Here is a 21,245-nt window from a genome sequence, read left to right as displayed (position 1 = left end):
CTGTCGAATGACGGGCCATCTATTCGTCCTATGGGAAATGCGCGAGGAGATTGCCCATGGAATTCGCCGACGACGAGCTTTTCAAATTCGATGAAGACGGCGCCGAGCCGCTCCCCGCCTCCGGCGCTGAAGGCCGGGTATCGAGTGACGGTGCTGAGATCTGGTACGCCAGCTATGGCGCCGGTCCGACGGTGATCCTGCTGCATGGCGGGCTCGGGAATGCCGGGAATTGGGGCTATCAGGTGCCGGCGCTCGTCGATGCGGGATATCGCGTCATCGTCGTCGACAGCCGGGGCCATGGCCGCAGCACGCGTGACGACCGGCCGTTCAGCTATGTGCTGATGTCCGGCGACGTGCTTGCCGTGATGGATCGTCTGGAGATTGAGAAGGCATCAGTCATCGGCTGGAGCGACGGCGCGTGTACGGCGTTGATCCTTGCCGACCGGCATCCGGAGCGCGTCTCGGGCGTGTTCTTCTTCGCCTGCAACATGGATGCGACTGGAACGCTAGAGTTCCGCCCGACGCCCGTCATAGACCGCTGCTTCAGCCGTCACCGGAAGGACTATCAGGCGCTTTCGACAACACCTGAGGATTTCGAAGCTTTCGTGGCGGATGTCGGGAAGATGATGCAGAGCGAGCCGAATTATAAGGCTGCAGAACTAGCGGCGATCAAGGTGCCGGTCACGGTTGCGATCGGCGAGAGCGACGAGTTCATCCGCCGCGAACACATGGATTATCTCGCGAAAACAATCCCTGACGCCGCGTTCGTTCTCATATCAGGCGTCAGCCATTTTGCGCCGCTGCAGCGGCCAGCCCTCTTCAATCGCGAGGTGCTGGCCTTTCTCGGCGGCCAGACCTGATCTCAGAGGCCGATTTCGCGTGCCCATGGCGGGTTCGCGCCAGCACGGGAGACGGTGACAGCCGCAGCCTTGGCGCCGAGCGCCAGGGCATTGCCCAACGCCTTCTCGTCGAGAGAGGCGACCTGCGCCTTGGTCAGCAGGTTGTCCATCTTCAGCGACGCCAGAACGCCGGCGTCGAACGTATCGCCTGCACCGACGGTATCGACCACGGTGACGCGCTCGCTCGGCACGGTGACCTTGCGCTCGTTGGTGTAGCCGGATGCGCCTTCAGCGCCCTTGGTGATGACGACGAGCTTGGCGCCCTGCTTCAGCCAGTAGGCAGCGAGATCGTCATGGCTGCCTTCGAGGCCGAACCATTCGAGGTCCTCGTCAGAGAACTTCAGGATATCCGACTTGGCGGCCATGCGCTTGATGCGCGCCATGTGGGCTTCCTTGTTCTTGATGAAGCCCGGGCGGATGTTCGGATCGAGCGAGATGACGCGCTTGGCGGCTTCGCGATCGAGCAGCGCCTCATAGGTCTCGCCGCAGGGGCTCGGGATCAGGCTGATGGCGCCGAAATGCAGCGCTTCGCAATCGTCACCGAGAACAGGAAGATCATCGGTGGTGATCATGCGCCCTGCCGTGCCCTCGTCGTAGAAGGCGTAGGTCGCCTGGCCGTTGACGAGCTTGACGAAGGCGATGGTCGAGGGCCGCGGCGTGATTGCGCAGGGGCTATAATCGACATTGCTGGCCTTCAGCGTGCCGAGCAGGATCTCGCCCATCATGTCATCGGCAATGCCGGTGAAAAAGGCAGTCGGCACGCGCAGGCGGCCGAGCGCAATCGCGGTATTGAAGATCGCGCCGCCGGCATAGGGCGCAAAGCCCTTTTCACCCAGCGTCGTCTCACGCGGCAGCATATCGATCAGCGCTTCGCCACAGCACAAAATCATCGCAATTCCTCCCAGAAGGCTCTTGTTGCCTCAATCCAATAAGTGAGCTTTTGTCAAAAGGCTAGAGCGAAAGCTCACTTACGCCACCGTTTCGGCCGGACCAGGCGAGCGGCGCGTCCAGGAAGGCTTCGACTTCGCTCAGCGTCTTCTCATCGAACAGCTTCTGCTCCTTGGCGACGGCCAGAACGTTGCGCCAGGTGGCGATATGGTGGAGCTTCACCTTGCCATCGGCAAAGCGCAAGGCGCCTTCATTGAAGATGCCGTAATAGAAGAGCGCCATGCCGTGATCGACGATGCCGCCGGCTGCGCGGATCGCATCGATGAAGGTGAACATGCTGCCGCCGGCGGTCGTCAGGTCCTCGATGACGAGAACGCGCGACCCCTCGGGCATATGACCCTCGATCTGGGCATTGCGGCCGTGGCCCTTCGGCTTCTTGCGCACATAGATCATCGGCAGGCTGAGGCGATCCGCCAAGAGCGCCGCGAAGGGGATACCGGCCGTCTCGCCACCGGCAATGCAATCGAAGCGCTCGAAACCGGCGTCGCGAGTGATGACGCTGGCGGCGAAATCCATCACAGCCGAGCGGACGCGCGGATAGGAGAGCAGCTTGCGGCAATCGATATAGACGGGGCTGGCCATGCCGGAGGCGAGCTTATAGGGCTGCTCGGCGTTGAAGTGGACCGCCTTGATTTCCCAGAGCATCTTGGCAAGGAGTTCCGCCATAATGGCGCGGTCGGGAAATGTCGTCTTGGTCATGGCTCTCTCCTTCGGCTTACGGTGCTATGCGGCAATAGCAGCAACGAAAAAATCTTTCCAGTGCCGGAACTTTTTGCACGTTCGACGCGGGCGCGAGCGCCATCCGGAGCGGCAAAACCATAGCGCGTTCGCAGCGTAGCGCCCTCGATTTTTTCCACAAATCCGCGCAAATTTAAGGACCTACTGATAAATATTGGGAACCAAGGCTTTTGGCCTTACCGGACCGGCAAACCACCGGTATTCGCTAAAATTCTAATGGATGCATTAGGATTTGAAAAACACCTGACAGGCCAATTTCTGCGCGGTTCTGAAAGCCGTGCAAGGAGTCCGGAATGAATCTGGCGGTGTCCGAAATCACTCAGAAGTTCAACGCGTCGCTCACTTTCAAGATTTTCTCAATATGCTTTGCATCGACGCATATCCCCCTACTCGCCCTCATCACCTACCTCGTCACCGGCTTTCGCAGCGAAGCCATCCCGGTGCTTGGAACGGTGTTGGGCGCCACGCTCATCGGCACGGCGTTCTGCCTGGCATCCGTCTGGATGCTGATCAAGCCGTTGCATGAGATCGCAAAGACTGTGGAAACCTATCGCGCCACCGGCGCGGTCAAGCCGGTGCGCAGCAAGCGCACGGACGAGGTCGGTGTCGTCACCAACGGCATTTCGGTTCTCATTGTCGAGCTGGACGCCACCCTCTCGCAGCTGCGCCGTCAGGCAACGACAGATGTTCTCACCGGCCTCGGCAATCGCCGCTGGCTGAAGGATATCGGCTCGATGGAGATCGCCCGGGCGGCACGTGAGAGCACGGCGATCAGCGTCGTCGTCTTCGACCTCGACCATTTCAAATCGATCAACGACGAATTCGGCCACGATGTCGGCGACCAGGTGCTGATGGCGGCGGGCGCGACGATCCAGCACAATCTGCGGCCCTACGATATTGCCGCCCGCATCGGCGGCGAGGAATTCTGCCTGGTTCTACCTCGGACGGGCACCACGGCGGCGATCGCGATTGCCGACCGGCTGCGCAAGGAACTGGCCGCCAAGGCGATCGGGCCGCTTCCGGCCGGACGCGTGACCGCAAGCTTCGGCGTCTATCGCGGCGACCCCAAAAGCGAGAGCTTGAAGGTGATGCTGACCGCGGCAGACCGGAAGCTCTATTCGGCAAAGAACAATGGCCGCAACGCCGTGCACTGGGCGGCAGCCCGGTCGGTCTCCGGCGAAAGCGTCGCCAGCTAGACCAAGCGCTCGAGATCGGCGGGCAGCATCTTCTTGTAAAGCGCGATCGCCGTCTCCCCCTCCTCATCATCCAGCGAGATCGCATAGCGCACGGCCGCCGCCAGCAGCTGCATCAGCAGCCGCGCGGCCGGCAGCAGGTCACTTTCCCTCCGTTCGGGCCAGAGGCGCTTCAGCACCGAAAACAGTGCCTGCGCATGAAACTCCATGTCTTCGGCATCGACGGCTCGCAGCAAACGGTCTGCCTGCGTCGCATGCCAGATATCGCGCATGACGGGCTCGCGGCGGAAGAACTGGTAGTATTCGTCGGTGATCGTGCCGAGCGCCCGGTGCAGCGAGGCGGCATCCGTTACCTTCGACAGCTCCTCCTCGACGCACCGCCTGCCCTCTTCGTTGAACCGCTCGGCAAGGGTGCGGATGATCGAGGTCTTGTCCGGGAAATACTGATAGAGGGCGCCGAACGAGAGCTCCGCCTTCTCGACGATCTCGCTCATCTTCAGGGCATCGCTCCCGTTCTTCTCGATCAGTTCGGCAGCCACAGCCAGAATCTTCTCAAAGCGATCACGGCCGCGCTGCTGGCTCGGGATGCGTCGGGGTTGCCCCACGGGCACGGCTTGCCGCCTGCGCCGCACCGGCGTCTTATCGTCCATGCGCATCCCTCCTCGGTTGACAACGAAAATAAGAGAGTTTATCTCATTTTGCAAATGAGAGATTTTCTCTTATTTTATGGAGGGGTTTCGCCATGGCATTCATTCTTCCCATCCTGCTCGTCGCCGCGGCGATCGGCAGCGGCCTGATCGCCGGCATATTCTTCGCCTTCTCGACCTTCATCATGGCGGCTTTCGCGCGTATCCCGCCCGAACAGGGCATCGCGGCGATGAACTCGATCAACGTGACGATCGTGCGCTCGCCCTTCATGCTGCTGTTCATCCCGGTCGCGATCCTCTGCATCGCGATTGCGGTCATGGCCTTCATGGATTGGCGGGGGAGTGCCAGCATCTGGATGATCGGCGGTGCGGCCGCCTATATCGTCGCCTCCTTCATCTCCACCATCGTCTTCAACGTGCCGATGAACGACGCATTGGCGAATGTCAGCGGCAGCGGCGGCGAAGCCGTAGCGCTCTGGGATCGCTATCTGAGCGACTGGACCTGGTGGAACCATGTGCGCACGGTGGCGTCGCTGGCTTCCGCCATCGCCTTTGTCCGTGCGCTGATGATCCTTTGAATGAGGCGGGAGGCGTTCCTCCCGCCGGAACCGTCACTTCTTTTCGCAGAAGGCGATCCGGTTGCTGAACGGATCGATGACGGTCACTTCCCATCCCCAGGGGGCGTCCTCGATCCCCGGCTTCATGTAGCGATAGTCCTTGGCCGACAGTTCCGCCTGGAAGGCGCGCACGCCTGTCATCCACACGAATGCCTTGGCGCCGGGGCTCGCATCGCCGGAATGCTCGCTGAGATGCATGATCAGCTTGCCGCGCGAAACCTGGCAATAGAGCGGGAAGTTCTCGCCGAAGCGGTGTTCCCAATCGAGCGTGAAGCCCAGGAAGCCGCAATAGAACTCCATGGCCTTTGCCACATCGAAGATGCGGAAGATCGGGATCGGCGGCTCCAGCGCAATCGCTGAACTCGAGCCTTCCGCCTCGTCCAGCTTGGCGGCGAGGATATTCCATTGGTCGAAGCCGAATTGCCGGGCCACGATCTCCAATGTCTCGCTATGGGTGAGGGAAATATCGCGGCCAGCCAGCGCCTGCCGCAGTGCTTTTGCCATGATCTTGGCATCGCGAAAATCGCGCATGGTTCATCCTTCCATCGGCAGCGAACAGGAAGATCAGTGCCCGCGTCTGCTGACCCGTTCGCCATCGTTTGCCATTAGCAAGGATGTGAAGGATTTCATCTGGATGCATTCACCTTAGCGCTTGTGCGCCGCGGGACGGCTGGCTGCATCCGGCCAGTCCCGACATTAGCAACTCGTGCTGGATGATCAAGAGGCGCTGCGCACCGAGGGCGCGGCCGGAACCGCCTGCAGGTGGTTTGCGAGCTCGACGCGGTTGCGCCCGGCGCGCTTGGCGGCATAGAGCGCCTTGTCGGCCTCGCTGAGCATGGTGTCGAAATCCATCGGCGCGGCACGGCCGGGCGCGACACCGATCGAGACGGTGCATTTCAGCACTTCGTCATCGATATAGATTTCACGTTCCTCGAAGGTACGGCGGATGCGCTCGGCGATCATCTCGGCGCGGCCGGGCATGATCTCCTTGAGAACGAGCGCGAATTCTTCGCCGCCAAGACGGGCAGCGGTATCGCCCGAGCGGCAATGGGCGGCGAGTTCGCCAGCAAAGATCTTGAGAACGCGGTCGCCGGCGGCATGACCATGGCGGTCGTTGATCGACTTGAAATGATCTAGATCGAAGATGATGACGGCGGTCGACGAACCCATCTGGCGCTCACCGTGACGATCGAAGAGTGCGCGGCGATTGAGAAGGCCGGTCAGAGAATCGGTAATCGCTTCCTGGCGGTGTCGGGCGGCAAGCCGCCACTGGTGCAGCGCCAGCGATAGGGCGCCGATGCCGGTCATGCTGGCGATGCAGACGGCGAGGCTCAGATCCTCGGCCCAATTGTTGGGCGCGGCCCCCAGCACCAGCTTGCCGTCACAGATCAGCACGGCGGCGCAGAGTGCAAAGGATATGCCCGTCAGCGTATAGAGCACCGTGATGCCCATGATCGGCGCGGGCGCCTCGGCTCTTGCCCGCCAGTATTGAAGCGCGGTCGCCAACAGCAGCAGGGTGATCGAGGTGTTGTCGGCGATGAAGCCGAGGCCGTCATACCCGGCAGCCATCGCGCCCACCGGCAGCAGCATGGCCGACAGTGCGCGGATGACGATTCCCGCGAGCGGCAGACGGTTGGTGCGAAACTGATAGCCGGCGCCCCAGATGGCGGCAAAGCCCGCCTGAAAAAGCACAAAGCTCGCGATACCCATCACAACGCCGGGCGACGAAACATAGATGCTGTAGACGAAGATGCCGCTGACGACGAGCACGAGGCCGCAGGTGCATGTGAGCAGGAAGGTTTCCGCACGGCGTGCGAACCAGCTGCCCATCAGGGTCACAGCCAGACACGTTGCTGAAACGCCGAGCGCCAGCAGAAGGGAATTATAATCCAGCATCATGCTTTGGTAACTCCGCGGCTCCTGCCGCGCCCAATAATCCGTCCACAGGCTATCGTGCCACTGGTGACGAATGTCTTACGCATTCTGTTAAAAAATCATGGACCGCAAACGCAAATGTTAGAGCGGTAACAATTACACAGTAAAAGCGGCGGGAATACCCGCCGAAATTGACAGTTTTCGCGCTTTATTCAGCGCTTTACGTCCCAATGAAGCGGGAACATCGGATCGAAGACCGTGACCGGCCCCGCACCGGTCTCGATTTTTGACGGAAACGTGATCGCGTCTTCGCGCTTGACCAGCGTGATCTTCTCTTCATTCGGCTGCAGGCCGTACCAGGCCGGACCATTCAGCGAGACGAAGGCTTCGAGCTTGTCGAGCGCGTTCTCCTGCTCGAAGACATGCGCCACGCAGCTCATCGTGTTGATCGAGGTATAGATACCGGCGCAGCCACAGGCGCATTCCTTCAGCGGATCGACATGCGGCGCGGAATCCGTTCCCAGGAAGAAGCGCGGATCGCCGCTGACGGCGGCGGCGCGCAGCGCCAGGCGATGGTTCTCGCGCTTGGCGACCGGCAGGCAATAATAATGCGGGCGGATGCCGCCGACGAGGATGGCGTTGCGATTGATGATCAGGTGATGCGTGGTGATCGAGCCGGCCAGATTGGCCTTGGACGACTTGATATAGTCGATGCCATCGGCCGTCGTCACATGCTCCATCGTCACCTTCAGTTCCGGCAGACGCTTGCGCAACGGATCGAGCACGGTTTCGATGAACACGGCTTCGCGATCGAAGATATCGATTTCAGGCGTCGTGACTTCGCCGTGGACGCAAAGCGGCAGGCCGATCTTCGCCATGCGCTCCAGAACCGGCATCGCCTTGTCCATATCGCGCACGCCGCCATGCGAATTGGTGGTGGCGCCGGCGGGATAGAGCTTCACCGCGGTGATCAGCCCGCTCTTCTTACCCTCTTCGACATCATCGGCGCTGGTATGCTCCGTGAGATAAAGGGTCATCAGCGGCTCGAACCGGTCGCCTGCAGGCAGAGCCTTCATGATCCGCTCGCGATAGGCGCGCGCATCCGTCGTCGTGACGACGGGAGGCACGAGGTTCGGCATGATGATGGCCCGCGCGAAATCACGGCTGGTATCGCCGATCACCCCCTCCAGCATGGCGCCATCGCGCAGATGCAGATGCCAGTCATCGGGACGGCGGATGGTGATCGATTGCATGGGAGCCTCCGGAGCGCTGCGGGTGGCGCTTCGATAGCATCAACAGGCCGATGGAAACAACCGTTTAGACAGCGCCGCAATCACTTGTGAGCGACGGCCGCAGACCGGCCGACGATAACGGCCAAAGCGGAGGCGCAGACTGCATAGCATGCGTCGGCGGCGGCCTGGCTCGCGAGCGGGATGCCGGCATCCAGCAGCTTTCCAGCCACGAGCGGAGCGCCGCCGGTAACGACGATCCGGATCGCTTCGAAGCGCGAGCGGACATAGCCGAACTGCCCGGCACCGAAGAGATCGGCCCAGAGGATGGTGCCGAGCTTCAGATCGATCGCGGCGGACATGCCGAGAAGGCCCATATAGACGGGCGCCGCCCAGAAGCCGTCGAAGAGTGCGATCAAACTCAGCCCTATCGCCAGTGGCAAGAGGAAGACAGGCAGGATGCGGACGGCGCGGATCCTGTCGATGACGGGTGCGACGAGCACCGATGTCGCCGCCTGGGCAATGGCGAAGACGGAAAAGCAGGCCGCCAGCCATTCGAGCGGCCAGCCCTTTTCAGCGGCAAGGACCGCCTGATGGAAGATCATTGCCGTCAGGATGAACGAGACCGCCAGCATCGTCGGGCACAGGAACAGCATCAATGCGAGCTTCGGCCGGGCTGCTTGCGGCTGCGCCGCCTGAACACTGGTCTTCGCCGCATTGCCGGACGCATCATCCCGCGGTAGCAGCAGGCACGCTGCGCAGACACCGAGAGCGACCGCTACGCCCGTCAGCAGCCACGTCCCGCGCCAACCCGCGATGCCTATGACGGCCACCGCAGCGGCCGGAATGAAGACCAAGGCCGCCGAATAGGCGAGGCTGACGACGGCCATCGCCTTTCCGCTGTCGGCCGGGAAGAACCGGACCATCGCCGTCATTGCCGTGTGCACCATCAAGCCCTGACCGGTCAGCCGAAGCAGGAAGAGGCAGACGGCAAAGAAGAGAACCGACGCGGGTGAGAGGGCAATCATCGCGCAGGCGGCAGCGAGCAACAGGCCGGCGCCGAGCGTGAAGCTGCGAAGGCTTACCCTGTCGATCTTCTGGCCGAGATAGGGCAGCGCCAAGGCCGACGCGAAAGTTGCAATGGCAAACACTGTTCCTAGACTGCCGTCACTGAGCGCGTAGTGGCTGCGGAACGCCTCAGAAAACAGCGAGAAGAAGAACGTCTGTCCGGCGCTCGACAGGATCATCAGGATGACCGCGTAACCGAGGAGCCCGGGGTTCTGGCGTGCAAAGACAAGATAGGATCGGAGCATTGGCAAAGGCAGACTTGAAAAATCGCGTGAGGCTTGAAAACAGATGCCGCCGCTGAAAATGAAAAACCTCCGGCTCTAAAGCCAGAGGTTGAATGGATGTCGCGATTCTTGCCGGTCGGCAAGTGCCGCAATGATGAGCCCTAGAGCGCGATCTCGAGGGTGACATCGGACGGACGGCGGTTCTCCAAAATGAGACGGCCGTTCGGGAGGTCGTTGCCGTAGACCTTGGCGCTCGCTTCTTCTTCGCTGAGCTTGTAGCCGCGCCAGCGCTCCCAGAGGCGCTCTTCGAGAACCTCGATCGGCGGGGCGAGCATGATGGTGAAATCGAAGATGCCGTCGAGATCGGCCCATTTACCCTGTGTGAAGAGCAGGTAGTTGCCTTCGATGATGATGAAGCGATCGTGGGGCGAGATGGGGCGGGCGGAGGCGATGGCGAGCTCGCGTGAGCGGTCGAAGACCGGGACCAGCACTTCCTGATCGGCCGGGCGGACGGCGCGGACGATATCGAGGAAACCGCGGACGTCGAAGGTTTCCGGGATGCCCTTTCGGGCAAGCAGGCCGCGCTCGATCAGCACGGCATTGTCCATGTGGAAGCCGTCCATCGGCAGCACGGCCGCGGTCTCTCCGCGGGCCTTGAGGCCATTGGCGAGATTATCGGCCATTGTCGACTTGCCGGCACCGGGCGGACCGGCGATGGCGATCAGGAAGCGCTTCGCACTTCCGGCGCGGTCGAGCACCGCGCCGGTAATCTCGTCTATCCTCAGGTTCATGCGGCGACCGTCTCCTGGGGAGCGGCCTTGGCGCCGGTCATGAAGGCGACGGCATCTGACATCGTGTATTCCTTCGGATTGATCACCGTGAGACGGCGTCCGAGGCGGTGGATGTGGATGCGGTCGGCGACTTCGAAGACATGCGGCATGTTGTGCGAGATGAGCACGATCGGGATGCCGCGCGAGCGGACGTCGAGAATGAGCTCCAGAACACGGCGGCTTTCCTTGACGCCGAGGGCTGCCGTCGGCTCATCGAGAATGATGACCTTCGAGCCGAAGGCTGCGGCGCGGGCAACGGCGACACCCTGGCGCTGACCGCCGGAGAGCGTCTCGACCGCCTGGTTGATGTTCTGGATGGTCATCAGGCCGAGCTCGGAAAGCTTGGCACGCGCCTGCTTTTCCATCGCCGAATGATCGAGCTTTCGGAAGAACTGGCCCATGAAGCCGGGTTTGCGAAGCTCGCGTCCGAGGAACATGTTGTCGGCGATCGACAGCGCCGGCGACAGGGCGAGGTTCTGGTAGACCGTTTCGATGCCGGCCTTGCGCGCCTCGATCGGCGACGAGAAGTGGATCGGCTGGCCTTCCAGCCGGATCTCCCCTTCGTCGGGACGGATAGCACCCGAGATCGCCTTGATAAGCGAGGACTTGCCAGCGCCGTTGTCGCCGATCACGGCCAGGATTTCGCCGGGATAGAGATCGAAATCGGCATGATCGAGGGCAGTGACGCGACCGTAGCGTTTGACCAGGCCGCGCGCCGTGAGGAGAGGTTCGAGTGCCATCAGCCTGCTGCCTTTCTGATCCACTGATCGATTCCAACTGCGGCGATGATGAGCACGCCGATCAGGAGGTAAGTCCATTGCACGTCGGTGCCGAGAAGGCGAAGACCGAGCGAGAAGACGCCGACGATGAGCGCCCCGAACATCATGCCGAGAATGGAGCCGCGGCCGCCGAAGAGCGAGATACCGCCGATCACCACAGCGGTGATGGATTCGATGTTGGCGAACTGCCCGGCTGTTGGAGACACCGAACCGATGCGGCCGATGAGAGCCCAGCCGGCCAGCGCACAGATGAGGCCCGACAGGACATAGGTCGATACCAGCATACGCTTGACGTTGACGCCGGAAAGACCGGCGGCTTCAGGGTCGTCGCCGACGGCATAGAGATGTCGGCCCCATGCGGTGTGGTTCAGAATGTACCAGAGAACCGCAACGAGCAGGACCATGGCGATGACGCCATAAGTAAAGACCGCGCCGCCGATGCGGAACGTATTGCCGAAGAGCTGCAACAACGGCGCCTGGGTTTCGATATCCTGCGCACGGATCGTCTCGTTGGCCGAATAGAGGAAGTTCGTGGCAAGCACGATCTGCCACATGCCGAGCGTGACGATGAACGGCGGCAGCTTCATCCGGGCGATCAGCAGGCCGTTTATGTAGCCGCAGAGGGCACCGACGGCGAAGCCGCAGAGAACGGCGAGCTCGACCGGAAGACCATAGCGGAACACGAATTGTCCCATGACCACCGACGAGAGCACCATGATGGCGCCGACGGAAAGATCGATGCCGGCCGTCATGATGACAAGCGTCTGCGCGGCGCCGACGATACCGGTGATCGCCACCTGCTGCAGGATCAGCGTCAGCGAAAATGCCGAGAAGAACTTGGTGCCCAGAAGGGCGCCGAAGATGATCAGCGACAGCACAAGGACGATCAGCGATACGGCCGATGGCGACGAGTGCAGGAAATGCCTGAATTTCTGGATGACCGAGTTGTCGTCCGTGTCAAAGGAAGCAACGTCCTTCGAACTGTCCTTGAGGACTTTTTCATAATCGTGATGCGGTGCGGCTGTTGTCGGCTCGCTCATGGAAATCCTCCGCGTGACCCCACTCCCTAAGGGGCATCCCGCCAGCTTCTGGCAGGACGTGGGATAAGCTGCACCCAATTCGGCGCGCTGTCAAAGATGAGCAGGGAGCGGAGATGCGGCTTCAGGCATCTCCGCGTTTTGGTTCAGGCTAGGCGGGGATCAACCCCAGCACTTGCCCAGGCCTTCCTTGGTGTCGATCGACTTGACGCCGGAAACCGGCTTGTCGGTGACAAGGGTAACGCCGGTGTCGAAGAAGTTCTTGCCTTCGGTCGGCTTCGGCTTCTCACCGGAGTCGGCGAACTTCTTGATCGCCTCGATGCCGAGAGCGGCCATCTGCAGCGGGTACTGCTGCGAGGTGGCGCCAATGACGCCATCAGCAACGTTCTTGACGCCCGGGCAACCGCCGTCGACGGAAACGATCAGCACGTCCTTCTCACGGCCGACAGCCTTCAGCGCTTCATAGGCGCCGGCAGCAGCCGGTTCGTTGATGGTGTGGACGACGTTGATGGTTGGGTCCTTCTGGAGAAGGTTTTCCATCGCGGTACGGCCGCCTTCTTCGTTACCGTTGGTGATGTCGTGGCCGACGATGCGCTTATCGTCTTCGTCACCGATCTTGTTCGGATCCTTCGGGTCGATGCCGAAGCCCATCATGAAGCCCTGGTCGCGCAGAACGTCGACGGACGGCTGGGACGGGGTGAGGTCGAGGAAGGCAACCTTGGCATCGGCAGCCTTGTCGCCGAGCGTTTCCTTGGCCCACTGGCCGATCAGCTTGCCGGCGAGCAGGTTGTCGGTTGCGAAGGTCATGTCGGCAGCGTCGATCGGCTCAAGCGGGGTGTCGAGAGCGATGACCAGCAGGCCGGCGTCGCGCGCCTTCTTGATGTTCGGAACGATGCCCTTGGTGTCCGAAGCAGCAATCAGGATACCCTTGGCGCCGTCAGCGATGCAGGTTTCGATAGCGGCGACCTGGCTTTCGCTGTCACCGTCGATCTTGCCGGCATAGGACTTCAGGTTGACGCCGAGTTCCTTGGCCTTGGCCGTCGCGCCTTCCTTCATCTTGACGAAGAAGGGGTTGGTATCGGTCTTGGTGATCAGGCAGGCCGAAACGTCGGCGGCCATTGCCGGAGCCGAGAAGGCGACGCCGAGTGCGAGCGCGCCGAAAGCGAGAACTGATTTCTTCATGAGAACTCCTCCCAGAGATTAACCGGATCGCCACGATGGCCGAACCCGTATTTTCAAGCACGAACGCGGCCGCGGATTTCGCGTTTAGCCTCCTCCCAGGCCGCTCGATGCCGTTCACGTTGGCGATTAAAAGCGAAAAGAAAATCGCTTGTCAATAAATAAATCCAATTGAATTATTAATTCGGTATGGCATGCTGGTTGAAAATCAGGCATAGGCCGATGGTCGGGAGGAGTGGCCAATGGCATCCCTGGAAGGCCCGGTGCACGCACCGGCCCAACCGCCAATATTGAACCCCGCCGGGGGCGCGAACCAGATCCGGGTGCGCGCCTACAACGAGCGGCTCGTGCTTTCGCTGGTGCGCCTCTACGGCGCGCTGTCGAAGGCCGATATCGCACGCCGCAGCGGTCTATCGGCGCAGACGGTGTCCGTCATCATGCGGGAGCTTGAGAGGGAAGGCCTGCTTTCGCGTGGCGCCCCGGTGCGCGGCCGTGTGGGCCAGCCATCGATCCCGATGCATCTCAATCCGGATGCCGTCTATTCCTTCGGCGTGAAGATGGGCCGGCGAAGCGCCGACCTGGTGCTGATGGATTTCGTCGGCAATATCCGCATGCAGCTGCACAAGACCTACGCCTATCCCCTGCCCGGCGATTTTCTCGATTTCATCGTATCAGGCATTGCCGAGCTCGAGGGACGGCTGGATGCGCAGCAGCGCGGACGGATTGCCGGGATCGGCATCGCCGCCCCCTTCGAGCTCTGGAACTGGGCCGAGGAAGTCGGTTCGCCGCCTGGCGCCATGGATGTCTGGCGCGGTTTCGACCTGCAGGCCGAGGTAACGAAGCGGGTTTCCTACCCCGTCTTCCTGCAGAACGACGCAACGAGCGCCTGCGGCGCCGAGCTCGTTTTCGGCGTCGGCCCCTCCTATCCCGATTTCGTCTATTTCTTCATCGGCTCGTTCATCGGCGGCGGCATCGTCCTGAACTCGGCGATCTTCTCCGGCCGCACTGGAACGGCGGGCGCCATCGGCCCCCTCCCCGTACGGGGCAAGAACGGAGAGACGCTGCAGCTGCTTGAAATCGCTTCGATCTTCGTGCTCGAAAACATGCTGCGCGAACGCGGCATCGATCCCGAGCCGCTCTGGTATTCCGCCGACGACTGGGTGGATTTCGGCGAGGCCATGGAGCTCTGGATCCAGGATTCAGCCAAGGCGCTGGCGCAGGCGATCGTTGCGGCCGCCTCGATCATCGACTTCAGCGCCGCCGTGATCGACGGGGGCTTTCCGGGCTGGGTGCGCGAACGGATCGTTCGAGCAACGATGCGTGAAGCCGAAAAGCTCGACCTTCAAGGCGTCGTCATGCCGGAGATCATCGAGGGCGCCGTTGGGTCGCAGGCGCGCGCGATCGGCGGGGCGAGCCTTCCGATCTTTGCGCGCTATCTGACCGATCAGAACGTCCTGTTCAAGGAGATTGAAAATGCTGAAGGGGCTTGATCCGCTCTTGAGTCCGGAACTGCTTTCGACGCTGCGCGCCATGGGCCACGGCGACGAAATCGCCATCGTCGACGGCAATTATCCGGGCGTCGAGCACGCCCGCCGGCTGATCCGTCTTGACGGCCATGGCCTTATCCCGGTGCTGGACGCCGTGCTCAGCGTGCTGCCGATCGACGATTTCGTACCCGAGGCAATCTTCCGCTCGACGGTCAAGGCAGAGCGCGACAAGCTCGATCCCGTGCATGAAGAAATGATCGACTGCTGCGCCCGCCACGAACCGCACCGCGCCGTTACGCCACTCATCGGCCAGGATTTCTACGGCCGCGTCCGCGCCGCCCACGCCATCATCCAGACGAGCGAACCGCGGCTCTACGCCAATATCATCCTGCGCAAGGGCGTGATCTATCCGCATTCCGTTGAGGAAAGCGGGAAGCCGAAGGTCGAACCCTTCGACTATTGATCCTAGATCTCACCGGCCTGCGGGCCCCAGACGTCTGTCAGCGCGAAGCCGCCCGGGTGCGGGTCGAAGGGGTCGAGGGCGACCTGTGAGAGGCCGAAGGTGAAGCCGCGGCCGGTGATGGTCGGGATGATTGCCGGACGGCCCGCGACCTCGGTGACCGACTGCAAGCCGACTTCGAATTCCGAGCCGATGATCGAGCGCGACGTGAAGATGTCGCCGGGCTTTGCCTTGCCGCGGGCATGCAGGGTGGTGAGGTTTGCCGAGCTGCCGGTGCCGCAGGGTGAGCGGTCGGCGCGGCCGGGCCACATGGTGGTGCAGGTGCGCACGGCGCCATCCGGCTCGATATCGCGGAACATCACATAGGCGACGTCCGAGATCGCTGGGATCTCAGGATGGACGACCTGGATGTCGCGGTTGATGATGTCCTTCAGCACCATGCCGGCGCGAACCAGCTCGGCGGCATTGGACTTCTCGATCTTCGAGCCGATCTGGCCGACATCGACCAGCGCATAGAAGATGCCGCCGTAGCAGAGATCGACTTTGATCTTGCCCCATTCCGGCGTTTCGACCTCGACATCGAGCTCGTGGACGAAGGCCGGAACCATCGTCAGGCGCACCTTTTCGCAACGGCCGTCGCGGCAGGTGGCGACGGCCTTAACCATACCGGCGGCCGTCTCAAGCGTTACGACCGTTTCCGGTTCCTTCATCTCGACGATACCTGATTCGAGCAGCGCGGTCGTGACGCAGATCGAATTCGAGCCGGAGCTTGCATGCGCCTGGTCGGGCTGCAGGATGATGAAGGCCGCATCGGCATCCGGATGCCTGGCCGGCAGCAGAAGATTGACGGAGCCGATCGGCGCGCCGCGCGGCTCGAGGCAGAGGAAGCGGCGAAGCTCGGTGCCCTTGGGATCAGTGTTCAGCCAGTGCAACTGGGCCGCCACTGTTTCGCCCGGGATCTTCGGCACGCCGCCGATCGCGACCTTGCCGATTTCGCCTTCGCAATGAACGTCCAGAAGCTGGATCGTGCGCTTCCATCTCATCTGCCTAGTCCTTCCAATGCGAGCTCAGGCTCGTCATGCAAATCAATATCTATCGATGCGGAACGGCTTCATGTCGATCGCCGGCTTCTCTCCGGAGACCATATCGCCGATCAGCTGCGCCGTCGTCGCTGCCAGCGTCAGTCCGAGATGGCCATGGCCTGTCGCGTAGAACACGCCGGGCACCTTCGACGAAGCCGAGATGATAGGGATCGTGTCCGGCAAGGCCGGACGATGGCCCATCCACTCGCTGGTGTCCTCGACCGTAAGGCCTGGAAGAACGCGCTGTGCATGGCGTACCAGAACACGCGGGCGACGGAAATCGGGCGCGGCATCAAGACCGGCGAGTTCGACATTCCCGCCGATGCGGATCCCCCCTGCGGTCGGCGTGACCATGAAGGCGCGGTGCGGCCAGATCACCGAATAGCGCATGGAAATGCCGGGCTTCATGATCTGCGTGTGATAGCCGCGCTCGGTTTCGAGCGGAATCGGCTCGCCGAGTTTTTCGGCAAGCGTGCGCGTATGGACACCGGCCGCGAGGACGACCGAACCGACCTCGATACGCCCGCCGCTTTCTAGGATGACGGTTTTACTTCCATCGGGCTTGCGCTCGATTCCCTGCACGCTGCCGGACAGGAAGCGCGCACCAGCGGCTTCAGCCGCGGCTGCAAGCTTGACGACCAGCTGATAGGGGTCGCGGATCGACTTGTTGTCAGGCAGCAGCACCGCCTTGGCAACCTTGGACGACAGCGTCGGCTCGTAATGCTGGATCGCGCCGCCGTTCAGCACTTCGAACTCGAAGCCGTAGCGCTGCATCATCTCGATATGACCGCGGTCGCCGGCAAATTCGGCTTCCGTCTCGTAGATCGCCAGGCAACCTTCGTCGGTCATCAGGTCAGGCGCGCCGATCGCCGAGAGCATGGCGCGGAAATCGCCGAGCACGCGGCCGGTCAGCAGCATGCCGGCATCCTCGATCTCGCGCAGGCGCGACGGCCGGCCGGCGGCGATGAAGCGCAGGAACCAGGGCAGCATCTTCGGCGCGTAGGAGGGGCGCAGCCAGACCGGGCCTTCCGGATCGAGCAGCCAGCGCGGGATCTTCTTCCAGGTCGTGGGGCCGGAACCGGCCGCGAAATCGAGCGCGATGCTGGCCATATTGCCATAGGAGGTGCCGCGACCGGGTTCACCCTTGTCGATCAGCGTCACCTGATAGCCGCGCCGCTGCAGCTCGAAGGCAATCGAGGCGCCGATCACGCCTGCGCCAACCACGGCAACCGTTCGCTTCACATTATCTGTCATCGCGCCATCCATTCCCATCGGCGCCCTGGAGATCGCCGTTAAAGGACGTGATATATCAGATCAATCCACTTGCCTATGGGAATTTTTACTGGCTCGGCAGCCCGGCGCCGACGCTGTCTCCGACGGAGCCTGCGGTGTTCTCCACCGACTGACCGAGCCGCTTCAGCTGCGCATCGTAATTGCGCCGGGTGCGTGGATCGAAGATAGCGATCGGGGTACTGACGGCGACGCTCGCTGCACTGCCGACAGTCTGTGCAGCACCGATGGCGACGGCACCGACGGCTTCGCCGAGACCGACATTGGAATCCGTGATGGTCTGTCCCGCAATCAGCCGATCACCGATCAGCTTCACCACTTCGGGGCTCTCAGCGAACTTGCCGTGGTTCAGGCGGTCGCCGCCCTTGAGCTTGGTAAGATCGAGCACTGTGATGCCCGCCGCTTCGAGTTTGCTGCGGTAAGGCTCGACCGAGGGATCGATCTGGCCGAGGCGATCGACATTGCCCGAGATGCGGCGCGACAGGGCAAGCGCCCGGTCATCCCGTGAGACGAAGATGGTGAAATGCGGCTTGTCCTTGCCGAGGCTGACAAACTGGCGGCCGAAGACATCGACATCGAGATCCGGCGACGCCAGGATGACATTGTTGATCTTCGGGGCCACGCGTCCATCACGGATCGCCATCTGCCGCAGCGCCTCGACGGTCAGCCAGGTGCCCATCGAGTGCGCCATGATCGTTACGTCGCTGACGGCGGGGTTCTCGGCGGTACGGCGCAGCAGCTCTTCCAGCGCATCGCGGGAATAGTTGGTGCTTTCCTTGTCGTAATTATAGTCGAAGATCGAGCCGCGCGACGGCCAGGTGAAGACGACGGGCGCGACGTCGGCATGCGAGTCGTGAACGATCTGCGCGAAGCGGTAGACCGCATCCTCATAGAGATTGTTGAAGCCGTGAACGAAAATCAGCACCCGGCGGCTCTTCGGCATATGGCCCTTCAGCCAGCCCTCGCCCGCCTTCTCGCCCTGCAGCGGATCGACAGAGACAGTGACGAAATCGCGCAGCGGATCGGCGGGCAGCCGCTTCGGCCACTGGACCTGGCCGACCTTGCGATTGGCATCCGGCGGGATCGAGACATCGACAGCGTTGACCATCAGACCGGTTCCGCGCTCGCCGGAGAACAGAACGCCTGGATCGGTATCCGGTGCACGGGTGGTCGCGACCAGCAGATTGACCTGAGAGGTGCCTGGCTGCGTCGCGCCTACGGGGGTCATGACGCCGACGGCACGGCCACCGCAGCCGGTCAGCAGAAAGGCTGCAAGCGTCATCGCAGCAAGCGTCTTTTGCATCGCCCCTGATCCGCCGAGCATGCCATCTCCCCGTTACTGCCGGCAGTCCGGCCGCCCGCCAAATAAGACGGCCGATGCAGCGGAGTCAAATAAGGCAGGCCGATCGCGTCCGGGTGAAACTTTATCTTCGTCTTGTCCGTTCTTCACCCAATACTCATGGATAGATGGACGGATGCAATGAAGGCTATTCTGATCGCCCTCGCCTCGGCGGCATTGCTGATGCCGTCGCTCGCGCATGCGGAACGGCTGGCGGAAGACGACATCCGGCGCGATATCATCGGCAAGACGATCTATCTCGCCACACCGCTCGGCGGCGAGCTGCCGCTAAACTATCACACATCGGGCGCCGTCGATGGCAGCGGCAAGGCGATCGGTCTCGGCCGCTACTTCAAGCCCAGCGATACCGGCAAATGGTGGATCCAATCGGACCAGCTCTGCCAGAAATTTCAGACGTGGTACAAGGGCGCACCAATGTGCTTCCAGCTGGAGCGCGCCGGCCCCGGCAAGGTGAAGTGGACGCGCGACAACGGCGAGACCGGCGTGGCGCGGATCGGCGACTGATTTTCAAGCACTGAAATAAAAGGGGCTGAAATAGAAAAGAGCTCGGTGCGGGAGGAGGTGCACCGAGCTCTTGATCTTGACTGGCAACTGGGAGGAGGAGTGTTACCAGTCTTCGTAAGAGCGCTGGGAGGAGGAGTGCGCTGCTTACGGAGATATAGATAGCCCATTCATTTGATCAGGAATAGGGATATTACCGCAACGCAGCAATGCACCATTCGCATAGCTAACTGTAGCACATTTGCGAAGTCGCCTCATTTTGCAGCAATTTTAATCAACCGGTCAAATTCCTGACCGATTTTCGGCCGGATGCGGGGCATGGCGACGGTTGCCGCCACACCTTTCGTCACAATATCAGGCGGCCTTGAAAAGCTTCTTGCCCTCGGCATCGAGAGCCGCGAACTCGTCATCCGACAGCGTGATGCCGACAGCGGCAACGTTTTCTTCCAGATGCTTGACCTTCGAGGTGCCGGGGATCGGCAGCATCACGGGGCTGCGCTTCAGCACCCAGGCAAGGGCGATCTGGCTCGGCGCCGCGTTGTGCCTCCTGGCGATCGTATCGAGCAGCGAGCCCGGCTTGGCGAGATCGCCGGCGGCCAGCGGATACCAGGGGATGAAGCCGATATTGTGCTTTGCCGAATAGTCGAGCACATCCTCGCTGGTGCGATCGACCAGATTATAGCGGTTCTGGACGGTGGCGACCTTGAAGTATTTCGATGCCGCCTCGATATCGGCGACGGAGACTTCGCTCAAACCCGCATGGCGGATCAGACCGGAGGCCTGCAGAGACTTGATCGCATCGAACTGCTCGCCGGCCGGGACCTTCGGGTCTATGCGGTGGAGCTGCCAGAGGTCGATCCTGTCGACGCCGAGATTGCGCAGGCTCTTGTGCACCTGCTGGATCAGATATTCCGGACGGCCGACCGGAAGCCAGATATTCGGGCCATGCCGGGTCAGGCCGCCCTTGGTGGCGATGATGGATCCCTTGCTGTAGGGATGAAGCGCTTCCTTGATCAGCCATTCGGAAATGTCGGGGCCATAGGAATCGGCAGTGTCGATGAAATTGACGCCGAGTTCCGGAAGGCGCTTCAGCGTACGGATGGATTCGGCATGATCGGCCGGCTGGCCCCAGATACCGTCGCCGGTGACGCGCATGGCGCCGAAGCCGAGGCGATTGACCTCGAGATCGCCGCCGATCTTGAAGGTGCCGGATTGTGCAGCATTCAAAGCGGACATGGTCTTTCCTCTCTTATCGATGCGTGAAAACACTCAAAACGGACGAGAGGCAGCAGCCGGAGCTGGCCGGACATCCAAATGCGCACGGCTCGGCAATTCCGCTTCCGGCGGCAAGGCAGAGCAGTGCTGTCGATAGATGGGCAGCAACAATGCGCGGGGCAATATGCTGCCCTCGTCAGCCGGCACGTTTTTGAGAGGTGTTGGGGCGCCTACACGGTCTATTGATCGTAGACGGCCCGATAGCCTTCCGACGAGGCGCAGGCGGTGTAGGCACGGCGCGCGGCACTCCGCGAGACCGCTTCACCTTCAGCCTGATCATACTGATTCGAGATCTGCGAGCGCTCCTTATAGAGCCGCATCGATTCGTCATAGGCCGCATTTCCTTCGCCAACGCACATTGCATGCGCGATCGACGGTGGATTGACAGGAGAGCCTACAGGATAAAGTACCGGACCATTGGCACGATCGACGCAACCAGCAAGCAAAGCCGCCATGCCGGCGACCGAAACCACAACCAAACCACTTGCCTTCATTGCATTCTCTCCTGCGCGCAATCCGGACAATCC

Annotated in this window: 22 protein-coding genes; 6 read left to right on the top strand and 16 right to left on the bottom strand. The window is 61.8% G+C overall.

The features are described 5' to 3' along the window. Positions 1–56 precede the first annotated feature (56 nt). Positions 57–860, top strand: coding sequence for an alpha/beta fold hydrolase (locus tag ACEN84_RS11265; RefSeq protein ID WP_413710905.1), 804 nt, complete (start codon positions 57–59; stop codon positions 858–860). A gap of 2 nt (positions 861–862) precedes the next feature. On the opposite strand, the gene ACEN84_RS11260 is transcribed toward ACEN84_RS11265, so the two are convergent. Beyond that, on the bottom strand, positions 863–1,789 hold the full coding sequence (locus tag ACEN84_RS11260; protein ID WP_413710904.1) for a carbohydrate kinase family protein: 927 nt from the start codon (positions 1,787–1,789) through the stop codon (positions 863–865). A gap of 61 nt (positions 1,790–1,850) precedes the next feature. After that, the gene (locus ACEN84_RS11255; protein WP_112713601.1) at positions 1,851–2,546 is read right to left on the bottom strand and encodes an orotate phosphoribosyltransferase; all 696 of its coding nucleotides are present in this window, start codon (positions 2,544–2,546) and stop codon (positions 1,851–1,853) included. A 332-nt stretch (positions 2,547–2,878) separates the two neighbouring features. Here ACEN84_RS11255 and ACEN84_RS11250 point away from each other — a divergent pair, with 332 nt between their 5' ends. Then, a complete protein-coding gene (locus ACEN84_RS11250) occupies positions 2,879–3,781 on the top strand; it encodes a GGDEF domain-containing protein (protein WP_112713603.1) in 903 nt (300 codons plus the stop codon). Here ACEN84_RS11250 and ACEN84_RS11245 read toward each other — a convergent pair. Continuing rightward, complete coding sequence (locus ACEN84_RS11245; protein ID WP_413710903.1) at positions 3,778–4,428, bottom strand: TetR/AcrR family transcriptional regulator; 651 nt, start codon at positions 4,426–4,428, stop codon at positions 3,778–3,780. The two genes, ACEN84_RS11250 and ACEN84_RS11245, sit on opposite strands and share 4 nt — an antisense overlap. Positions 4,429–4,520: 92 nt before the next feature. Between ACEN84_RS11245 and ACEN84_RS11240 the strand changes: the two genes are divergently transcribed. Next, entirely contained in the window at positions 4,521–5,003 is a 483-nt protein-coding gene (locus ACEN84_RS11240) for a DUF1772 domain-containing protein (RefSeq protein ID WP_413710902.1), read from the top strand. Between the two features lie 33 nt (positions 5,004–5,036). Here ACEN84_RS11240 and ACEN84_RS11235 read toward each other — a convergent pair whose 3' ends face one another. The 8 genes from ACEN84_RS11235 to ACEN84_RS11200 all read right to left on the bottom strand — a co-directional run bounded on the left by ACEN84_RS11235 (position 5,037) and on the right by ACEN84_RS11200 (position 13,266). Continuing rightward, positions 5,037–5,573, bottom strand: a complete 537-nt coding sequence (locus tag ACEN84_RS11235) for a glyoxalase superfamily protein (protein WP_413710901.1) — start codon at positions 5,571–5,573, stop codon at positions 5,037–5,039. Positions 5,574–5,759: 186 nt separating this feature from the next. Then, complete coding sequence (locus ACEN84_RS11230; protein WP_413710900.1) at positions 5,760–6,941, bottom strand: GGDEF domain-containing protein; 1,182 nt, start codon at positions 6,939–6,941, stop codon at positions 5,760–5,762. 188 nt (positions 6,942–7,129) lie between these two features. After that, complete coding sequence (gene pyrC, locus ACEN84_RS11225) at positions 7,130–8,170, bottom strand: dihydroorotase (protein WP_112713613.1); 1,041 nt, start codon at positions 8,168–8,170, stop codon at positions 7,130–7,132. An 80-nt stretch (positions 8,171–8,250) separates the two neighbouring features. Further along, positions 8,251–9,459, bottom strand: coding sequence for an MFS transporter (locus ACEN84_RS11220; protein WP_413710899.1), 1,209 nt, complete (start codon positions 9,457–9,459; stop codon positions 8,251–8,253). 140 nt (positions 9,460–9,599) lie between these two features. Beyond that, a complete protein-coding gene (locus ACEN84_RS11215; RefSeq protein ID WP_130279163.1) occupies positions 9,600–10,229 on the bottom strand; it encodes a nucleoside triphosphate hydrolase in 630 nt (209 codons plus the stop codon). Beyond that, entirely contained in the window at positions 10,226–11,008 is a 783-nt protein-coding gene (locus ACEN84_RS11210) for an ATP-binding cassette domain-containing protein (protein WP_112713619.1), read from the bottom strand. Before ACEN84_RS11210 ends, ACEN84_RS11215 begins: the two co-directional genes overlap by 4 nt. Then, positions 11,008–12,087: an ABC transporter permease gene (locus ACEN84_RS11205; RefSeq protein ID WP_199626082.1), complete on the bottom strand. Its 1,080-nt coding sequence runs from the start codon at positions 12,085–12,087 to the stop codon at positions 11,008–11,010. The genes ACEN84_RS11210 and ACEN84_RS11205 overlap by 1 nt, the downstream gene beginning before the upstream one ends. A 159-nt stretch (positions 12,088–12,246) precedes the next feature. Next, positions 12,247–13,266, bottom strand: coding sequence for a sugar ABC transporter substrate-binding protein (locus ACEN84_RS11200; protein WP_112713623.1), 1,020 nt, complete (start codon positions 13,264–13,266; stop codon positions 12,247–12,249). 239 nt (positions 13,267–13,505) lie between these two features. On the opposite strand from ACEN84_RS11200, the gene ACEN84_RS11195 reads away from it, so the two are divergent. Beyond that, positions 13,506–14,753: an ROK family transcriptional regulator gene (locus tag ACEN84_RS11195; RefSeq protein ID WP_413710898.1), complete on the top strand. Its 1,248-nt coding sequence runs from the start codon at positions 13,506–13,508 to the stop codon at positions 14,751–14,753. Beyond that, entirely contained in the window at positions 14,737–15,213 is a 477-nt protein-coding gene (locus ACEN84_RS11190; protein WP_413710897.1) for an RbsD/FucU family protein, read from the top strand. Before ACEN84_RS11195 ends, ACEN84_RS11190 begins: the two co-directional genes overlap by 17 nt. Before the next feature lie 2 nt (positions 15,214–15,215). On the opposite strand, the gene ACEN84_RS11185 is transcribed toward ACEN84_RS11190, so the two are convergent. The 3 genes from ACEN84_RS11185 to ACEN84_RS11175 all read right to left on the bottom strand — a co-directional run bounded on the left by ACEN84_RS11185 (position 15,216) and on the right by ACEN84_RS11175 (position 18,885). Then, complete coding sequence (locus tag ACEN84_RS11185; RefSeq protein ID WP_413710896.1) at positions 15,216–16,253, bottom strand: proline racemase family protein; 1,038 nt, start codon at positions 16,251–16,253, stop codon at positions 15,216–15,218. 42 nt (positions 16,254–16,295) lie between these two features. Next, entirely contained in the window at positions 16,296–17,546 is a 1,251-nt protein-coding gene (locus ACEN84_RS11180) for an NAD(P)/FAD-dependent oxidoreductase (protein ID WP_413710895.1), read from the bottom strand. 85 nt (positions 17,547–17,631) lie between these two features. Then, positions 17,632–18,885 carry an alpha/beta hydrolase gene (locus tag ACEN84_RS11175; protein WP_413710894.1) on the bottom strand — a complete coding sequence of 418 codons (1,254 nt, stop codon included), beginning with the start codon at positions 18,883–18,885 and terminating at the stop codon, positions 17,632–17,634. A 177-nt stretch (positions 18,886–19,062) separates the two neighbouring features. On the opposite strand from ACEN84_RS11175, the gene ACEN84_RS11170 reads away from it, so the two are divergent. Continuing rightward, the gene (locus tag ACEN84_RS11170; RefSeq protein WP_025555417.1) at positions 19,063–19,446 is read left to right on the top strand and encodes a hypothetical protein; all 384 of its coding nucleotides are present in this window, start codon (positions 19,063–19,065) and stop codon (positions 19,444–19,446) included. A 351-nt stretch (positions 19,447–19,797) separates the two neighbouring features. Here the strand turns inward: ACEN84_RS11170 and ACEN84_RS11165 are convergent, their stop codons facing one another. Continuing rightward, complete coding sequence (locus ACEN84_RS11165) at positions 19,798–20,679, bottom strand: aldo/keto reductase (RefSeq protein ID WP_413710893.1); 882 nt, start codon at positions 20,677–20,679, stop codon at positions 19,798–19,800. A gap of 218 nt (positions 20,680–20,897) precedes the next feature. Beyond that, positions 20,898–21,212: a hypothetical protein gene (locus ACEN84_RS11160; RefSeq protein ID WP_413710892.1), complete on the bottom strand. Its 315-nt coding sequence runs from the start codon at positions 21,210–21,212 to the stop codon at positions 20,898–20,900. Positions 21,213–21,245: the final 33 nt, after the last annotated feature.

The organism is Rhizobium sp. Rhizsp82, assembly GCF_047325115.1.
Classification (GTDB): Bacteria; Pseudomonadota; Alphaproteobacteria; order Rhizobiales; family Rhizobiaceae; genus Rhizobium.
Note: the sequence above shows the minus strand (reverse complement) of the source record. Positions and strands in the feature narration are given on the sequence as shown.

Excerpts from the sequence above, each read along its gene's own strand:
- ACEN84_RS11265 (WP_413710905.1), top strand. The coding sequence starts at position 57 with ATGGAATTCGCCGACGACGAGCTTTTCAAATTCGATGAAGACGGCGCC.
- ACEN84_RS11260 (WP_413710904.1), bottom strand. The coding sequence starts at position 1,789 with ATGATTTTGTGCTGTGGCGAAGCGCTGATCGATATGCTGCCGCGTGAG.
- ACEN84_RS11255 (WP_112713601.1), bottom strand. The coding sequence starts at position 2,546 with ATGACCAAGACGACATTTCCCGACCGCGCCATTATGGCGGAACTCCTT.
- ACEN84_RS11250 (WP_112713603.1), top strand. The coding sequence starts at position 2,879 with ATGAATCTGGCGGTGTCCGAAATCACTCAGAAGTTCAACGCGTCGCTC.
- ACEN84_RS11245 (WP_413710903.1), bottom strand. The coding sequence starts at position 4,428 with ATGGACGATAAGACGCCGGTGCGGCGCAGGCGGCAAGCCGTGCCCGTG.
- ACEN84_RS11240 (WP_413710902.1), top strand. The coding sequence starts at position 4,521 with ATGGCATTCATTCTTCCCATCCTGCTCGTCGCCGCGGCGATCGGCAGC.
- ACEN84_RS11235 (WP_413710901.1), bottom strand. The coding sequence starts at position 5,573 with ATGCGCGATTTTCGCGATGCCAAGATCATGGCAAAAGCACTGCGGCAG.
- ACEN84_RS11230 (WP_413710900.1), bottom strand. The coding sequence starts at position 6,941 with ATGATGCTGGATTATAATTCCCTTCTGCTGGCGCTCGGCGTTTCAGCA.
- pyrC (WP_112713613.1), bottom strand. The coding sequence starts at position 8,170 with ATGCAATCGATCACCATCCGCCGTCCCGATGACTGGCATCTGCATCTG.
- ACEN84_RS11220 (WP_413710899.1), bottom strand. The coding sequence starts at position 9,459 with ATGCTCCGATCCTATCTTGTCTTTGCACGCCAGAACCCCGGGCTCCTC.
- ACEN84_RS11215 (WP_130279163.1), bottom strand. The coding sequence starts at position 10,229 with ATGAACCTGAGGATAGACGAGATTACCGGCGCGGTGCTCGACCGCGCC.
- ACEN84_RS11210 (WP_112713619.1), bottom strand. The coding sequence starts at position 11,008 with ATGGCACTCGAACCTCTCCTCACGGCGCGCGGCCTGGTCAAACGCTAC.
- ACEN84_RS11205 (WP_199626082.1), bottom strand. The coding sequence starts at position 12,087 with ATGAGCGAGCCGACAACAGCCGCACCGCATCACGATTATGAAAAAGTC.
- ACEN84_RS11200 (WP_112713623.1), bottom strand. The coding sequence starts at position 13,266 with ATGAAGAAATCAGTTCTCGCTTTCGGCGCGCTCGCACTCGGCGTCGCC.
- ACEN84_RS11195 (WP_413710898.1), top strand. The coding sequence starts at position 13,506 with ATGGCATCCCTGGAAGGCCCGGTGCACGCACCGGCCCAACCGCCAATA.
- ACEN84_RS11190 (WP_413710897.1), top strand. The coding sequence starts at position 14,737 with ATGCTGAAGGGGCTTGATCCGCTCTTGAGTCCGGAACTGCTTTCGACG.
- ACEN84_RS11185 (WP_413710896.1), bottom strand. The coding sequence starts at position 16,253 with ATGAGATGGAAGCGCACGATCCAGCTTCTGGACGTTCATTGCGAAGGC.
- ACEN84_RS11180 (WP_413710895.1), bottom strand. The coding sequence starts at position 17,546 with ATGACAGATAATGTGAAGCGAACGGTTGCCGTGGTTGGCGCAGGCGTG.
- ACEN84_RS11175 (WP_413710894.1), bottom strand. The coding sequence starts at position 18,885 with ATGCAAAAGACGCTTGCTGCGATGACGCTTGCAGCCTTTCTGCTGACC.
- ACEN84_RS11170 (WP_025555417.1), top strand. The coding sequence starts at position 19,063 with ATGAAGGCTATTCTGATCGCCCTCGCCTCGGCGGCATTGCTGATGCCG.
- ACEN84_RS11165 (WP_413710893.1), bottom strand. The coding sequence starts at position 20,679 with ATGTCCGCTTTGAATGCTGCACAATCCGGCACCTTCAAGATCGGCGGC.
- ACEN84_RS11160 (WP_413710892.1), bottom strand. The coding sequence starts at position 21,212 with ATGAAGGCAAGTGGTTTGGTTGTGGTTTCGGTCGCCGGCATGGCGGCT.